This window comes from Arthrobacter sp. 05T420, assembly GCF_056396305.1.
In genome coordinates this window covers 130172-144486 of sequence record NZ_JBFTLG010000012.1, presented here as the reverse complement: position 1 = coordinate 144486, position 14315 = coordinate 130172, and the positions used below count along the sequence as shown (strand labels likewise).

The 14315-nt window shown below is 67.7% G+C and carries 11 protein-coding genes and 1 riboswitch; of the genes, 4 read left to right on the top strand and 7 right to left on the bottom strand.

Annotated elements, in window-relative coordinates:
• Positions 1–68: 68 nt before the first annotated feature.
• The gene (locus tag AC1DEM_RS13285; RefSeq protein ID WP_476884805.1) at positions 69–1181 is read right to left on the bottom strand and encodes an amidohydrolase family protein; all 1113 of its coding nucleotides are present in this window, start codon (positions 1179–1181) and stop codon (positions 69–71) included.
• Positions 1178–1684 (bottom strand): GNAT family N-acetyltransferase, encoded by a 507-nt coding sequence (locus AC1DEM_RS13280; protein WP_476884804.1) that lies wholly within the window; start codon positions 1682–1684, stop codon positions 1178–1180. The genes AC1DEM_RS13285 and AC1DEM_RS13280 overlap by 4 nt, the downstream gene beginning before the upstream one ends.
• Positions 1685–1758: 74 nt before the next feature.
• A riboswitch (TPP riboswitch) is annotated at positions 1759–1866 on the top strand.
• Between AC1DEM_RS13280 and thiC the strand changes: the two genes are divergently transcribed.
• Positions 1862–3682: a phosphomethylpyrimidine synthase ThiC gene (gene thiC, locus AC1DEM_RS13275; RefSeq protein WP_476884803.1), complete on the top strand. Its 1821-nt coding sequence runs from the start codon at positions 1862–1864 to the stop codon at positions 3680–3682. (Overlaps the previous riboswitch by 5 nt.)
• Before the next feature lie 9 nt (positions 3683–3691).
• Here thiC and AC1DEM_RS13270 read toward each other — a convergent pair whose 3' ends face one another.
• Together AC1DEM_RS13270 and ffh are read right to left on the bottom strand one after the other, a co-directional pair.
• Entirely contained in the window at positions 3692–4426 is a 735-nt protein-coding gene (locus AC1DEM_RS13270) for an alpha/beta fold hydrolase (RefSeq protein WP_476884802.1), read from the bottom strand.
• A 71-nt stretch (positions 4427–4497) separates the two neighbouring features.
• Positions 4498–6087, bottom strand: a complete 1590-nt coding sequence (gene ffh / locus AC1DEM_RS13265; protein ID WP_277523459.1) for a signal recognition particle protein — start codon at positions 6085–6087, stop codon at positions 4498–4500.
• 152 nt (positions 6088–6239) lie between these two features.
• On the opposite strand from ffh, the gene AC1DEM_RS13260 reads away from it, so the two are divergent.
• On the top strand, positions 6240–7628 hold the full coding sequence (locus AC1DEM_RS13260) for a glucose-6-phosphate dehydrogenase (protein WP_476884801.1): 1389 nt from the start codon (positions 6240–6242) through the stop codon (positions 7626–7628).
• Positions 7629–7794: 166 nt separating this feature from the next.
• On the opposite strand, the gene AC1DEM_RS13255 is transcribed toward AC1DEM_RS13260, so the two are convergent.
• Both AC1DEM_RS13255 and AC1DEM_RS13250 read right to left on the bottom strand, forming a co-directional pair.
• A complete protein-coding gene (locus AC1DEM_RS13255; protein ID WP_028276847.1) occupies positions 7795–8133 on the bottom strand; it encodes a P-II family nitrogen regulator in 339 nt (112 codons plus the stop codon).
• Complete coding sequence (locus AC1DEM_RS13250) at positions 8130–9497, bottom strand: ammonium transporter (RefSeq protein WP_476884800.1); 1368 nt, start codon at positions 9495–9497, stop codon at positions 8130–8132. Before AC1DEM_RS13250 ends, AC1DEM_RS13255 begins: the two co-directional genes overlap by 4 nt.
• A gap of 248 nt (positions 9498–9745) precedes the next feature.
• Here AC1DEM_RS13250 and AC1DEM_RS13245 point away from each other — a divergent pair, with 248 nt between their 5' ends.
• Positions 9746–10996 (top strand): MFS transporter, encoded by a 1251-nt coding sequence (locus tag AC1DEM_RS13245; protein WP_476884799.1) that lies wholly within the window; start codon positions 9746–9748, stop codon positions 10994–10996.
• Positions 10997–11169: 173 nt separating this feature from the next.
• Positions 11170–12921, top strand: a complete 1752-nt coding sequence (locus AC1DEM_RS13240) for a hypothetical protein (protein WP_476884798.1) — start codon at positions 11170–11172, stop codon at positions 12919–12921.
• A gap of 95 nt (positions 12922–13016) precedes the next feature.
• Here AC1DEM_RS13240 and ftsY read toward each other — a convergent pair whose 3' ends face one another.
• Complete coding sequence (gene ftsY / locus AC1DEM_RS13235) at positions 13017–14225, bottom strand: signal recognition particle-docking protein FtsY (protein ID WP_476884797.1); 1209 nt, start codon at positions 14223–14225, stop codon at positions 13017–13019.
• Positions 14226–14315: the final 90 nt, after the last annotated feature.

Genomic DNA, 14315 nt, shown 5'->3' with positions numbered 1-14315 from the left:
AAACGCTCCGTGGGTTCTGTGGCCACCGGATTTCGGTGACCCTGCATAGAAGTAAATTACTTGAAGCTTCAATTTATTCCTAATGGCCGGGCTGGTTCCCGGTTCACCGGGAGCCCGCGCAACACGATGTGCCTGAGCCGGTGGAGCGTGGCCGGCTGGCTCCGCGGATCCTCGGCGGTGACCAGGACGTCCGCACTCGCCCCTTCACCGATGGAATCCGCGCCGAGCCATGTCCGCGCGGACCAGCATGCGGCGTCGAGTGCGGCTGAGGCGGGAAGGCCTGCGGCGTGCAGGGCCTGGACTTCGTCCACGATCCGGCCGTGGCTGATCACGCTGCCGGCGTCGGTGCCGGCAAAGATGGCCACCCCCGCCTCGTAGGCTTCGAGCACCCGATCCGCCCGCCGCTCCCACAGCGAGCGCATGTGGGCGGCGTAACGGGGGAACTTGGCCTCGGCCCGGGCGGCAATGTCCGGGAACGTGGCGATGTTGATCAGGGTGGGCACAATCGGGACACCCTGATCGAGGAAGCGCGGCAGGTGCCGGGGCAGCAAGCCGGTGGCGTGCTCGATGCAGTCGATCCCGGCGTCGAGCATGTCATCCAGGGTGTCTTCGGCGAAGCAGTGGGCGGTGACGCGGGCCCCTTCGTCGTGGGCGGCCTGGACGGCGTCCATGACCGTCCGGGCGGGAAAGCTGGCGGCGAGGTCGCCGGCGTCGCGGTCGATCCAGTCCCCCACGAGCTTGACCCAGCCGTCGCCGGCGCGGGCCTGCTTGCGCACGGCCTCGACGAGATCATCGGGTTCGACCTCGATGGCCAGGCCCGGCAGGTAGCGCCTGGTCCTGGCGATGTGCCGGCCGGCGCGGATGATCCTTGGAAGGTCAGCGCGCTGCTGGAGCCAGCGGGTGTCGTGGACCGCGCCGGCGTCGCGGACCAGCAGCGTCCCGGCGCCGCGGTCCGCCAGGGCCTGAGATTCCGCGGTGGCCTCGGAAACGTCACCGCCCGGGCCCAGTCCGATATGGCAGTGCGCGTCCACGAGGCCGGGAATGACCCAGCCGTCCAGCACGAGGTCCGGCGCGGCGGCCGGACGGCGGAAGGTCAGCAGGCCGTCCACCGACCAGAGACCGCGGCGTTCCCGGTCCGCCGCCGTGAGGATGGGGCCGCTGAACTCGATGATTGCGGTCATGGGCTAAGCCTAATCCGCATGACGATCCGCCGTCCCAGATCATCCAGCCCCAACTGCGCTTCGCGGATCCGCAGGGCAGCCAACGCCTGCCCGGGTTGGGGGTACTCCTCGAAACCGCAGCTCGCATAAAACGGCGCATTGAACGGAACGTCCGCGAAGGCGCAAAGCGTCATCGACATATAGCCACGGCCCCGGGCCGCACCGAGGGCCGCCTCCACCAAGGACCGTCCGATGCCCCGACCGCCAAAGTCGGGGTGCACCGAGAGTTGCTCCAGATGGGCGTGGCCGCCGACATCGTCAACGCGGGCAAACCCCACGGGCGGGGCTCCGGTGACGAGTATGAAGAGCGGCTCAACCGGCGTCGTTAACTCCGGGACCGGGAGCGACTGGTTCCCCAGCTCCGCTTCGAGGACGCGGTCTGCTGCGGCCTCGAGAACCGGCAGGGCCGGCATGTCTTCCGGCGTCGCCGTTCTGATGCGGGGCACGGCCCAAGGCAGAGTCACAATGCCACGCTAACACCGCGGCCCGTCGCACGCGTCACACTCGACAGCCATCCGGAAGCGCGTGGTAGCTTCGTCTACGACCACACGGGTGCCCTTGCAGGGGCTGAGATCGGGCTGACGCAGCCTGCGACCGTTGAACCTGTCCGGGTAATGCCGGCGAAGGAAGTGAGTATTTTCGTGAATACCCAATTGACACAGCACAGCCCTGTCCAAAATGAGTCAGTCCACAACGAATCTGCAGCCGCCACGCAGTCGATGAAGTCCCACTCGCTGGCCTTCACCACGGACCTGGACCATGGCATCCGCGTTCCAGTGACCGAGATCGCCCTGGAACCCTCGCCGGGCGGCGTCAGAAACGCACCGTTCCGGGTCTACCGCACGGCCGGCCCGGGCAGCGATCCGGTCCGCGGGCTGGAGCCGTTCCGTGCGCCCTGGATCGAGGCCAGGGCTGACACCGAAACCTACGCCGGCCGGGAACGGGAGCTGCTCGACGACGGCAAGTCGGCGCTACGCCGGGGCGCGGCATCGGCCGAGTGGCGGGGCGGACGCCCGGTGCCGCGCCGCGGGGTTGAGGGCCGGACCGTCACGCAGATGCGCTACGCCCGGGACGGCGTCATCACCCAGGAAATGCGGTTCGTCGCGCTGCGTGAGAACTGCGACGTGGAGTTGGTGCGCAGCGAGGTGGCCGCGGGCCGGGCGATCATTCCCAACAACGTCAACCACCCCGAATCCGAGCCGATGATCATCGGCAAGGCGTTCCTGGTGAAAATCAACGCCAATATCGGCAACTCCGCCGTGACCAGCTCCATCGCCGAGGAAGTCGACAAACTCCAGTGGGCCACGCAATGGGGCGCGGACACCGTCATGGACCTCTCCACCGGGGACGATATCCACACGACGCGCGAGTGGCTCATCCGCAACTCCCCCGTCCCCATTGGCACGGTCCCCATCTACCAGGCGCTGGAGAAAGTCAACGGCGAGGCGAACGCCCTGACCTGGGAGATCTTCCGGGACACAGTGATCGAGCAGTGCGAGCAGGGCGTGGACTACATGACCATCCACGCGGGGGTGCTGCTGCGCTATGTGCCCCTGACGGCCAACCGGGTCACCGGCATCGTGTCCCGCGGCGGAGCGATCATGGCCGGCTGGTGCCTGGCGCACCACCAGGAGAACTTCCTCTACACCCACTTCGACGAGCTGTGCGAGATTTTCGCGAAGTACGACGTCGCGTTTTCCCTGGGTGACGGGCTGCGGCCCGGCGCGACGGCGGATGCCAACGACGCGGCGCAGTTCGCCGAGCTGGACACCCTGGCCGAGCTCACGCAGCGTGCCTGGGAGTTCGATGTGCAGGTCATGGTGGAGGGTCCCGGGCACGTGCCTTTCCACCTGGTCCGGGAAAACGTGGAGCGCCAGCAGGAACTCTGCAAGGGCGCTCCGTTCTACACGCTCGGGCCGCTGGTCACCGACATCGCACCCGGGTATGACCACATCACCTCGGCGATCGGCGCGACGGAGATAGCCCGCTACGGCACTGCCATGCTCTGCTACGTCACGCCCAAGGAACACCTCGGGCTGCCGAACAAGGACGACGTGAAAACGGGCGTGATCACCTACAAGATCGCGGCCCACGCCGCCGACCTCGCCAAGGGCCACCCCGGCGCCCACGAACGCGACGATGCCCTGTCCAAGGCGCGGTTTGAGTTCCGCTGGCGGGACCAGTTCGCGCTGTCCCTGGACCCGGTGACGGCCGAGGCCTTCCACGATGAGACGCTGCCCGCGGAGCCGGCCAAGACGGCCCACTTCTGCTCGATGTGCGGGCCTAAGTTCTGCTCCATGCGGATCAGCCAGGACATCCGGGACGAATACGGTTCAGCTGACTCGCAGGCGGCCCTCGCGCAGATGGCGGCCGGAATGCAGGCGAAGAGCAAGGAGTTCATTGCCTCGGGCGGCAAGGTCTATCTGCCGGAGCCTGCTATGGGAGGCCCCGCAGCTTCCTAGGACAGCGTCCTAGGATGCCCGGGCGTGCTGGCGCCGGCTGACCTCGGCGATGTACGAGCGGATGGCCCGGTCCCCCTCGGTTGAATCCTGGGGCCGGTGCCCTCCCGGCGCCGTGCGGTGCAGGGCACCGGTCTCGCGCAGGTAGCCGGCGATTTCCTCATACAGCGGCTCCCAGCCGCCGGTCAGGACCAGCGTCGGCACGCCCGGCACGATCTGCAGCGGGGCTTCCCACGGCGGCGCCTGCAGGCGGAGCCGGCGCGCCGCCCGGAGGGCCTCCGGCGTCGTGGCCCCCGGCGCGTCCGCCGCAAACGCTCGGCGGATGAACTCCCGCTGGAAGTCGTCGTCGCTGAGGTTGTGCCGGACGTCGAAGAGCGGCTGCATGAGCGCCCGGTGCGCGGCGGTGGCCGGGAGCTCAGCGGTCAAGGACAGGCAGGCAGGTTCCACCAGGGTCAGCGACTGGACGAGGTCGGGCCGTTCGACGGCGGCCATCATCGCGGCGATCGCGCCCTGCGAATGGGCCACCACGTGACCGCCGGCCTCGCCGCGGCCGTCGTCTGCCAGCGACGCGAGCACTATTGCGGCGTCGGCGGCGAAGTTGGATTCGAGCGGTTCCGCGACGGCGTCGAACCCGTGCCGCCGCAGGAACAGGGCGTCGTAGTCCAGCGCCATGCCGTGCTGCTTTGGCCACGCCGCGGCACCGAAGCTGCCATCCCCGTGGACGAAGACTACGCGCTGCTTGAACATTGTCTAACCCTATGGCACGTCAGTGCTGATGCCGCCGGCGACACAGTCCCGGCGGCGCCCAGCAGGTGCGGCTATTTGCTGCCGCCGAGGAACTTATCGAAGCCCTTGGGCAGGTTCAGCTGGGACGGATCGAAGTCGCCGCCCTGCTGGCCGAACGATGCTCCGGTGGGCAGGGCCTTGGGGCCGGCGGCGCGCCGGGCCTCGGCGTCACGCAGTTCCTGCGCAGCCTTGGCCGGGTTGCCGGAGCGGGCCTTCTTCTTGGGCGCGGACTTGGCGCCCTTCCGGGCACCGCCCCCGCCGCCCATGCCGGGCATCCCCGGCATGCCGGGCATCCCGCCGCCGGCGGCCATCTTCTTCATCATCTTCTGGGCTTGGGCAAAGCGCTCCAGGAGTCCGTTGACCTCCGAGACGTGGACGCCGGAACCGCGGGCAATGCGAGCCCGGCGGGAGCCGTTGATGATCTTCGGGGCCACGCGCTCGTGCGGGGTCATCGACCGGACAATGGCCTCGACCCGGTCGATCTCGCGCTCGTCGAACTGCTCCAGCTGCTGGCGGATGTTCTGCGCGCCGGGCATCATCATGAGCATTTTCTTCATGGAGCCCATGTTGCGGATCTGCTGCATCTGGGCGAGGAAGTCATCCAGGGTGAAATCTTCCTGGTCGGCGAACTTCTTCGCCATCCGGGCGGCTTCATCCTTGTCCCAGGACTTCTCGGCCTGCTCGATCAGGGTGAGGACGTCACCCATGTCCAGGATGCGCGAGGCCATGCGGTCCGGGTGGAAGAGCTCGAAGTCGTCCAGGCCTTCGCCGGTGGACGCGAACATGACAGGCTTGCCGGTCACCGACGTGACGGACAGCGCCGCACCGCCGCGGGCGTCGCCGTCGAGCTTGGAGAGCACAATGCCGGTGAAGTTGACGCCCTCATCGAACGCCATGGCCGTGTTGACGGCGTCCTGGCCGATCATGGAGTCGATCACGTACAGGACTTCGTTCGGGACAATCGCGCGGCGGATCTGACGCGCCTGCTCCATCATCTCGGCGTCGATGCCAAGGCGGCCGGCGGTGTCCACGATCACGACGTCGTGAAGGGTGCGCTTGGCTTCCTCGACGCCGGCACGGGCGACGGCGACCGGGTCGCCGGCAGGGTGGTCCAGCTCGGTGGACGTGGCGCCCGGGTGCGGGGCGAACACGGGCACGCCGGCGCGCTGGCCGACCACCTGCAGCTGGGTGACGGCGTTGGGGCGCTGGAGGTCACACGCCACCAGCATGGGGCTGTGGCCCTGGGCCTTGAGCCACTTGGAGAGCTTGCCGGCCAGGGTGGTCTTACCGGCGCCCTGCAGGCCGGCCAGCATGATGATGGTGGGTCCGGTCTTGGCGAGGCGGATCCGGCGGGTCTCGCCACCGAGGATCTCAACAAGCTCCTCGTTGACGATCTTCACGATCTGCTGGCTTGGGTTCAGCGCGCCGGAGACTTCGGCGCCGAGGGCACGCTCGCGCACGCGGCCGGTGAACTCCCGGACCACGGGCACTGCGACATCGGCGTCCAGGAGGGCACGCCGGATCTCGCGGACTGTGGCGTCAACGTCCGCCTCGGTCAGGCGGCCTTTGCCACGCAGATTCTTGAAGGTTGCTGTCAACCGGTCAGAGAGTGAATTGAACACGCGCCGTGCACTTCTTTCAGTGGATCTACAGATGGCGGCCGGAGCGGCACGCCAGCGTCGCGACTGGTGTTCGCCTGAACGAACCGCCTCGACAACGGGACTCGACTATCTAGGGTACCAATATGCGCCTTCAAGATGGCATGCTGGCTTAGGTGACCAGCCAAACAACTGTAAAAACCCTGCTCATCCTTGGTGCCTCCGGCGATCTTACGGGCAGGCTCCTGTTGCCAGGGCTGGCCCGCCTGGTGGCCCGGGGCCGCGCCGACGGCCTCACCCTGGCAGGAGCGGGATCGGACCCCTGGACGCCGGAGCAGTGGCTGGGCCGGATCGAGGAGTCCTTCGCGGACGAGAACTCGAAGGCCGATGCGCACGGCAAGGGGGAACTCAAGCGGATCCGCCAGGAGAGCACCTACCACCAGCTCGATGTCACGGCCAAGGGCCAGCTCGCCGGCTTGCTCGCGCAGCTGGAAGGCCCCGTAGCCGTCTACTTCGCCCTGCCGCCGCACGTCAGCCAGCTCGCCTGCGAGGCCCTGGCCCCGGAGGACGTGCCCGCGGGCACCCGCCTGGTCATGGAGAAGCCGTTCGGCTCGGACGAGCAATCCGCACAGCACCTGAACAAGACACTGGCCGCGCTGGTCCCGGAGGACCACATCCACCGGGTGGACCACTTCCTCGGCAAGGCGACCGTCCTGAACATCCTTGGCCTGCGCTTCGCTAACACGTTCCTGGAGCCCGTGTGGAACCGGCAGCACATCGAAAAGGTCGAGATCATTTTCGACGAGGACCTCGCCCTCGAAGGCCGTGCCCGCTACTACGACGGTGCCGGCGCCCTCCGCGACATGATCCAGAGCCATCTGCTGCAGATCATGGCCCTCATGGCCATCGAGCCGCCGGCCTCCGTGGACGAACGGGACCTCCGCGATGCCGTGGCCACGGTGCTGCGGGCCAGCAGCATCAAGGCCCCGTACCGCCAGAACACCCGCCGGGCACGGTACACCGCCGGTTCCATCAACAGCCGCAAGGTTCCGGACTATGCCAAGGAGGACGGCGTGGACGCCTCCAGGGGCACCGAGACCCTCGCCGAGGTGCAGGTGGAGATCGACAACTGGCGCTGGCAGGGCGTGCCGTTCATCCTGCGCTCGGGCAAGGCGCTGGACACCAAACGCAAGGAGGCCGTGGTGACTTTCCGGCCGGTGCCGCACCTGCCGAAGGGGTTCACCGGCGTGGACGCCCCCAACCAGCTGCGGATCGGTTTTGGCCCGGACACGCTGCAGTTCGACGTCGACGTGAACAGCCCGGGCGATGTCCTGAGCCTGGACCGGGCCACGTTGCAGGCCGAGCTGAGCGCTTCCGAGCTCCTCCCCTACGGCGAAGTGCTGGAGGGCGTCCTGACCGGCGATCCGCTGCTCTCGGTGCGGGCAGACACCGCCGAGGACTGCTGGCGCATCCTGGCGCCGGTGCTGAAGTCCTGGACCGCCGGGCATGTCCCGCTGGAGGAGTACCCGGCCGGGACCCCGGGGCCGGAGGGCTGGCCGGCGTAGCACCGGTGCAGCACCGGACCAGCAGGGCTGGCAACCGGCGCAGCGTCAGGGCTGGCACCAGACGACAAAGCGGGCCGGATGCCTTTGGGGCATCCGGCCCGCAGTGTCAGCGCCGCTGTATCCGTTCCTGTGTCAGTCTCCCGTTGCGGGAGTGGAGCGGGAGCAGCTAGATCGCTGCCGAACCGCGCTCTCCGGTGCGGACCCTGACAGCCTCGAACACATCCATCGTCCAGACCTTGCCGTCCCCGGCGCGGCCGGTGTTTGAACTGGCGATGATGACATCCAGGATGTCGTCCGCCTGTTCGTCGGTGGCCAGGACTTCTACCCGGATCTTGGGCAGGAGGTCCACATTGTATTCGGCCCCGCGGTACACCTCGGTGTAGCCGCGCTGCCGGCCGTAGCCGCTGGCTGCGCTGACGGTGAGGCCCTGCACACCGTAGGCTTCCAGGCCTTCGCGAATAGCCTCAAGCTTTTCCGGTCGGACGATTGCCGTGATCAGTTTCATGCCCCCACACTTTCCTTACCCGTTGCGTTCTGCTTGCCGTTGGACGCGGCGCCCATCGGGACCTCGGAGAGTTCCTCTTCGCCCATCGGCTTGCCGGTGATCAGTTCGTGCAGCGGCTGGAAGCTGCCGCCCTGCCCGCCGACGCCGAACTCGTAGGCGGTCTCTGCGTGCAGGCTCAGGTCCACACCGACGACTTCCTGTTCCTGGGAGACCCGGAAGCCCATGAGCTTGTGGATCGGGAAGGCGATGATGAACGTCATCACGGCGGTGAAGACGATGGCCATCAGCGCCGCGAGGCTCTGGGCCACCAGCTGCGTGGTGCCGCCGCCGTAGAACAGGCCCGCGGTGCCCTGGGTCGGGGTGGCCAGGAAGCCGATTGCCACGGTGCCGACAACACCGGAGACGAGGTGGACGCCGACGACGTCGAGCGAGTCGTCGTAGCCGAACTTGAACTTCAGGCCGACGGCGAGCGCGGAGGCCACGCCGGCAGCGACGCCGAGGGCGATCGCACCCAGCGGGGAGACGTTGGCGCAGGCCGGGGTGATGGCAACCAGGCCGGCCACCACGCCGGAGGCGGCACCGAGGGAGGTCGGGTGGCCGTCGCGGAAGCGTTCCACGGCGAGCCAGCCGAGCATGGCGGCGGCCGGGGCTGCCAGGGTGTTGATCCAGATCAGGCCGGCCTGCTCCACAGTGGCGGCGGCACCGGCGTTGAAGCCGAACCAGCCGAACCACAGGATTGCGGCGCCGAGCATGACGAACGGAATATTGTGCGGGCGGTGGTTCGGGTCCTTGCCGAAGCCCTTGCGGTTACCGATGATCAGGACCAGGATCAGGCCGGCGACGCCGGCGTTGATGTGGACCACGGTGCCGCCGGCGAAGTCGATGACCGGCGCGAACGTCTGGCCGAACCAGCCACTGGCGGAGAAGAGTCCGCCGCCCCAGACCATGAAGGCCATCGGCGCGTAGACGAGGGTTGCCCAGACGGGGGTGAAGACCACCCAGGCGGAGAACTTGGCGCGGTCCGCGACTGCGCCGGAGATCAGGGCCACCGTGATGATGGCGAAGGTGGCCGCGTAGCCGACCTTGAGCAGATCAGCCGGTTCGGTGAAGCCGTGGAGGCCGAAGTGGCTGAACGGGTTGGCGAAGATCTGGAAGAAGTTGTCTTCGTTGCTCGTCGCCATCGAGGCGCCCCAAAGGACCCACATGATGCTCACGGTTCCAATGGCGACGAAGCTCATCATCATCATGTTCAAAGCCGACTTGGCGCGGGTCATGCCGCCGTAGAAGAATGCTAGGCCCGGGGTCATGAACAGCACGAGTGCCGCGGCGACCAGGAGCCAAACGAGACCTGCGGTGAGTTCCATGGTCTACGTCCTCTCTTGCAATAGGTGCGGAGTAGTCCGCCGGTCCCAACGCATTATTTGCGTTCTACATCGAGTTTCGCGGGGCCGTGTTTCGCTGGCGGAGGATTTACATTGCCGGGTTGTTACAAGAACCTCCCGGACGTAAATGGTGCGTCTCACACTTGTTACGGTTATGTTTCATCGGATTAATTCCGCGCTTGACGAGCCGCCGCCAGCCGGCCCCGCATCTGCCCAAGGACGAACGCATCATGACCAACACATCCCGCCCCACCGGCGACGCCGCTGCCCAGGTTCCCTTCCGGGCCCCGGGGCGTTCCCGGCTGCCCCGGGACATCAAGGTGATGCTGGTGGCGGCCTTCCTGATCGCGATCGGCTTTGGCCTGGTGGCCCCAGTGCTTCCCCAGTTCGCCACCACGTTCGACGTCGGCGCCACGGCGGCGGCCGTGATCGTGAGCATCTTCGCGTTCATGCGCCTTGTCTTCGCCCGGGCCGGCGGCGCCCTGATCGTGAAGCTGGGCGAACGGCCTGTCTACGTGGCCGGGCTGCTGATCGTGGCCGCGTCGACGGCGGCGTGCGCTTTCGCCCAGAACTACTGGCAGTTGCTGGTGTTCCGCGGCCTGGGCGGGGCGGGTTCGGTGATGTTCACGGTGGCGTCCATGGCGCTCGTGGTCCGGCTCGCGCCGCCGGAAAGCCGCGGCCGGGTCTCCGGGGCCTATGCCTCCGCCTTCCTGATCGGCAACGTCTGCGGCCCGATCGTCGGCGGGCTGCTCGCCAACTTCGGCCTGCGGGTGCCGTTCCTTGCCTACGCGGCCGCCCTGGTGCTGGCCGCCCTCGTGGTGCAGACCCAGCTCAGCCATGTCCCGGCCGCCTCCCGGCACCCCGGCGCCACAGCCCCGGCGATGGAACTGAAGGACGCGCTGCGGGACAGCGCCTACCGGGCCGGCCTGTTTTCGAGCTTTGCCAACGGCTGGGCCACCTTCGGCGTGCGGATGGCCACCGTGCCGCTCTTCGCCGTCGTGGCGCTCGGTGCGGGGCCGGAATCCGCCGGCTGGGCCCTGGCGGTCTTCGCGGGCGGAAACGCGGTGGCTCTAACATTCTCCGGCCGGCTCGCCGACACCCTGGGCCGCAAGCCGCTCCTGCTGGCCGGGCTGCTGGTCACCGGCACGGCCACGGCGGCCATCGGGTTCACCCACCAGCTGCCCTGGTTCCTGCTCGCCTCCGCTTGCGCCGGGATCGGCTCCGGCCTGCTCGGACCGGCCCAGCAGGCCGCGATCGCCGACGTGATCGGCAACGATCGCTCCGGCGGCCGCGTCCTGGCCGTCTTCCAGATGGCCTCGGACAGCGGGGCGATCGTCGGACCCGTGGTGGCCGGGCTCCTGGCGGACCGCCTGGGCTACGGCTGGGCCTTCGGCGTCACGGGCGGCATGCTGCTGGCCGCCGCCGCCGTCTGGTTGCCGGCCCGCGAAACGTTCGTCCGGCCCGCAGCGAAAAGCGCCTGACCTGCGGCGGTGCCACCACCGGACCGCCGGGCGCGCGGTCCTGTCCAGTGCCGCGTCCGCGACCATGTCCAGATCCTTGTCGGGGTCCAAGTCCCGGACCTTCGGGTCAGCGGAGGCAGCCCTCCTTGGCTAAGCTGGGGGCACGTGTAACAAACTTCCGGAGGTAATTCCCCATGGCCAGATTCGACTCTTCCCCCGGGAAAGCCGATAGCCCAGACCCCGCCGACCCCGCGGACGCCGGACAGAGCGCGGAAAAGAGCGCCGGACAGAGCGCGGGACAGGGCGCCGGAACGAGCGCGGGGAAAAGGAAGCGCACACGGATCCTCGCCGGCGCCGGATTCGTCGCCGTGGCCGCGGCAGCTGCAGTGGTGCTTCCCCTTGCCCTCGGAAGCCCGACGCCGGCCCCGCCTGCTCCTTCCGAGACGGCCCAGTCGTCATCGCCTACGGCGCTCGCCCCGGCCGAGGTGGGACCGACGGTCACCTATTACAAACAGCCGGGTCCGCCGGCCGGGTCGCCGCTGGAGAAAGTTGAGCCCCTCAAGGTCGGTGTCTCCAACGATCTCGTGGGCACTTCGCTGAACAAGGGCGCAATGGGGATCTCGCTGGAGGCCACGGACCTCGCCGATCCCGACCTCAGCAGCGATAACGCGTCGATGGTGAAGCTTCTCAAGGAGCTAGACCAGCCGGTCCTGCGCTTCGGCGGCAACGCCGTGGACCGGCGCTTTTTCTGGACGTCCACAGGCGAGGCAATACCAGCCGATTACAAGGGCGACAAGACCCACCCGGTCAAGGCCGTGGGACCGGCAGACCTGACCCGACTGAAGACTCTCCTGGAGGCCGGTGATGCCAAGGTCACCCTCACGGTGGACCTGGGCCACTTCAACCCGGCCCGGGCCGCGGACATGGTCAAGAATGCCTCGCAGATCCTCGGCGACCGGCTGCTCAGCATCACCGTGGGCAACGAGCCCAACGGATTCGTCTTCAACGACGTCAAGACCGACGGCTACAGCCTGGAGCAGTACATACGGGAACTGAAGGAGTACGCGACCGCAATCTATGCAGTGGCGCCCAACGTGCCCATCTCCGGACCTGGCGCCTTTGACTCGAAGTGGTGGAAGCCCTTCGTCGATGCGGACCTTCCGCAGAAGAAGATCCTGACGTTCCACCACTACCCGCTTTCCAACTGTGACGCCAGCTTGCCCCAGGACTCGCCCACGCTGGCTAACGCAATGAGCCAGCAGATGCACGACCGTGCCATCGAGTACCAGAAGGCGGCCCTCGCGGTGGGTCAGGCCGCGGGCCTGGAAACCTGGATTCCGGAAACCGGGATCTCGGCGTGCCCCGGTTCCAACGAAACCTCCCGTACCCACGCATCAGCGCTGTGGGCGGCAGACTATGCCCTCACCGCCGCCCAGCTGGGCATCACCCGAATCAGCTACCACAGCTCGTTGCTGACGTGCAAGGGCGGCCCGCCCCTGTCCGCCATCTGCAGTGCTGGCGCCTACCCGTTCGGCAACGGCCAGATGTCCGGCCGGGCCAACTTCTTCGGCCTCTCCATGGTGGCCGAGCTCGAGGCCGGCAAGTTCATGAAACTGAACAGCTCCGGCGGCGGCCTGGCGTTTAGCTACGCGCTGCAGAACGCGGACGGCAGCACCAGCGTGGTGATCATCAATGAAAATGACCCCGAAAAGGCCGCGCAGACCGACGTCACCCTGAACCTCCCGGGAAAGCCCGTCACCGGGACCATGACCCAGCTCAGCGGCCCCAGCTACTCGGCCGAGAACCAGACTGTCATCGACGGCGCCAAGACCGAGCCCCAGCCCGTCGCCAAGCGCGCCACGGTGCCCGGCTTCGCATACAAGTCCCAGACCCAGCAGTTCAAGCTGACCGCCGGAACAGTGACGGTCCTGAACTTCAAGTACTAGATCCCCAATCCCCCTAATACCCAACTGGCTCGCAGCAGGGGCCGTTTTGAACGCTCAAAACGGCCCCTGCTGCGAGCTACTTGGGTTTGGGAGTATCAGTTCAGCAGCGCATCCACGAAGGCTTCGGCGTCGAACGGCGCGAGATCATCGGCGCCTTCGCCCAGGCCGATCAGTTTGACCGGGACGCCGAGGGACTTCTGGATGGCGACGACGATCCCGCCCTTGGCGGTGCCGTCCAGCTTGGTCAGGACAATCCCGGTGATGTTCACGACCTCGGAGAACACCCGGGCCTGGTTGAGTCCGTTCTGCCCGGTGGTGGCGTCCAGGACCAGCAGCACCTCGTCCACCTCGGCAAGCTTTTCGATGACCCGCTTGACCTTGCTGAGCTCGTCCATGAGGCCCACCTTGTTCTGCAGGCGCCCCGCGGTGTCGATCATGACGACGTCGACTTCCTGGTCGATGCCGGCCTTGACGGCCTCGTACGCCACGGAGGCCGGGTCCGCGCCGTCGATGTCCGACTTCACGGTGGGCACGCCGACGCGCTGGCCCCACGTGGCCAGCTGCTCGGCGGCGGCGGCGCGGAAGGTGTCGGCGGCGCCAAGCAGCACGTCCTTGTCCTCGGCCACGAGCACGCGGGCGAGCTTGCCCACGGTGGTGGTTTTGCCGACGCCGTTGACGCCGACCACCATCATGACAGCGGGCTTGTCGGCATGGCGCTCGACGTTCAGGCCCCGGTCCATGGTGGGGTCCACGAGCTTGATGAGTTCTTCCCGGAGCAGTGCCTTGACGTGCTCGGGGTCCCGCGTACCGATCACCTTGACGCGTTCGCGGAGCGCGTCCACGAGCTGCATGGTCGGTTCGGTGCCGAGATCGGCCAGGAGGAGGGTCTCCTCGACCTCGTCCCAGACATTTTCATCGATCTTGTCCGCCGAGAGCAGGGCCAGGAGCCCCTTGCCCAGGACGTTGTTGGACTTGACCAGCCGCTCCCGCAGCCGGGTCAGGCGTCCGGCCACCGGCAGCGGGGTTTCCACCGGCACGGTTTCCAGGCCGGCGGCGTCGTCCGGCACCTCGACCCTTGGTTCTTCGAGCTCGACGGCGTCCGGCGGCGTTCCTGCCGGCGCCGCCGCCGCGGGACGGTCCTCCACAAGGGTCCCGGCTCCCGGGCCCTGCACGGGGTCGTTTGCGTCACGCGTGCCGGAATAGGTCTTGGTGCTCTTCCGGGTCTTCATGAGCACCGGGATCAGCACACCGATGACCACCAGGACAGCGAGAATGGGCAGAATAATGGGGAGGATGTCGTTCACTCCCCTAGCTTCTCACAAACCCCAAATGGGCCGTGGCCAGCGTTTTCGTTCCGTCTAGGCGTCCGCGCCGGCCAGGTCTCCGCTGCCTGG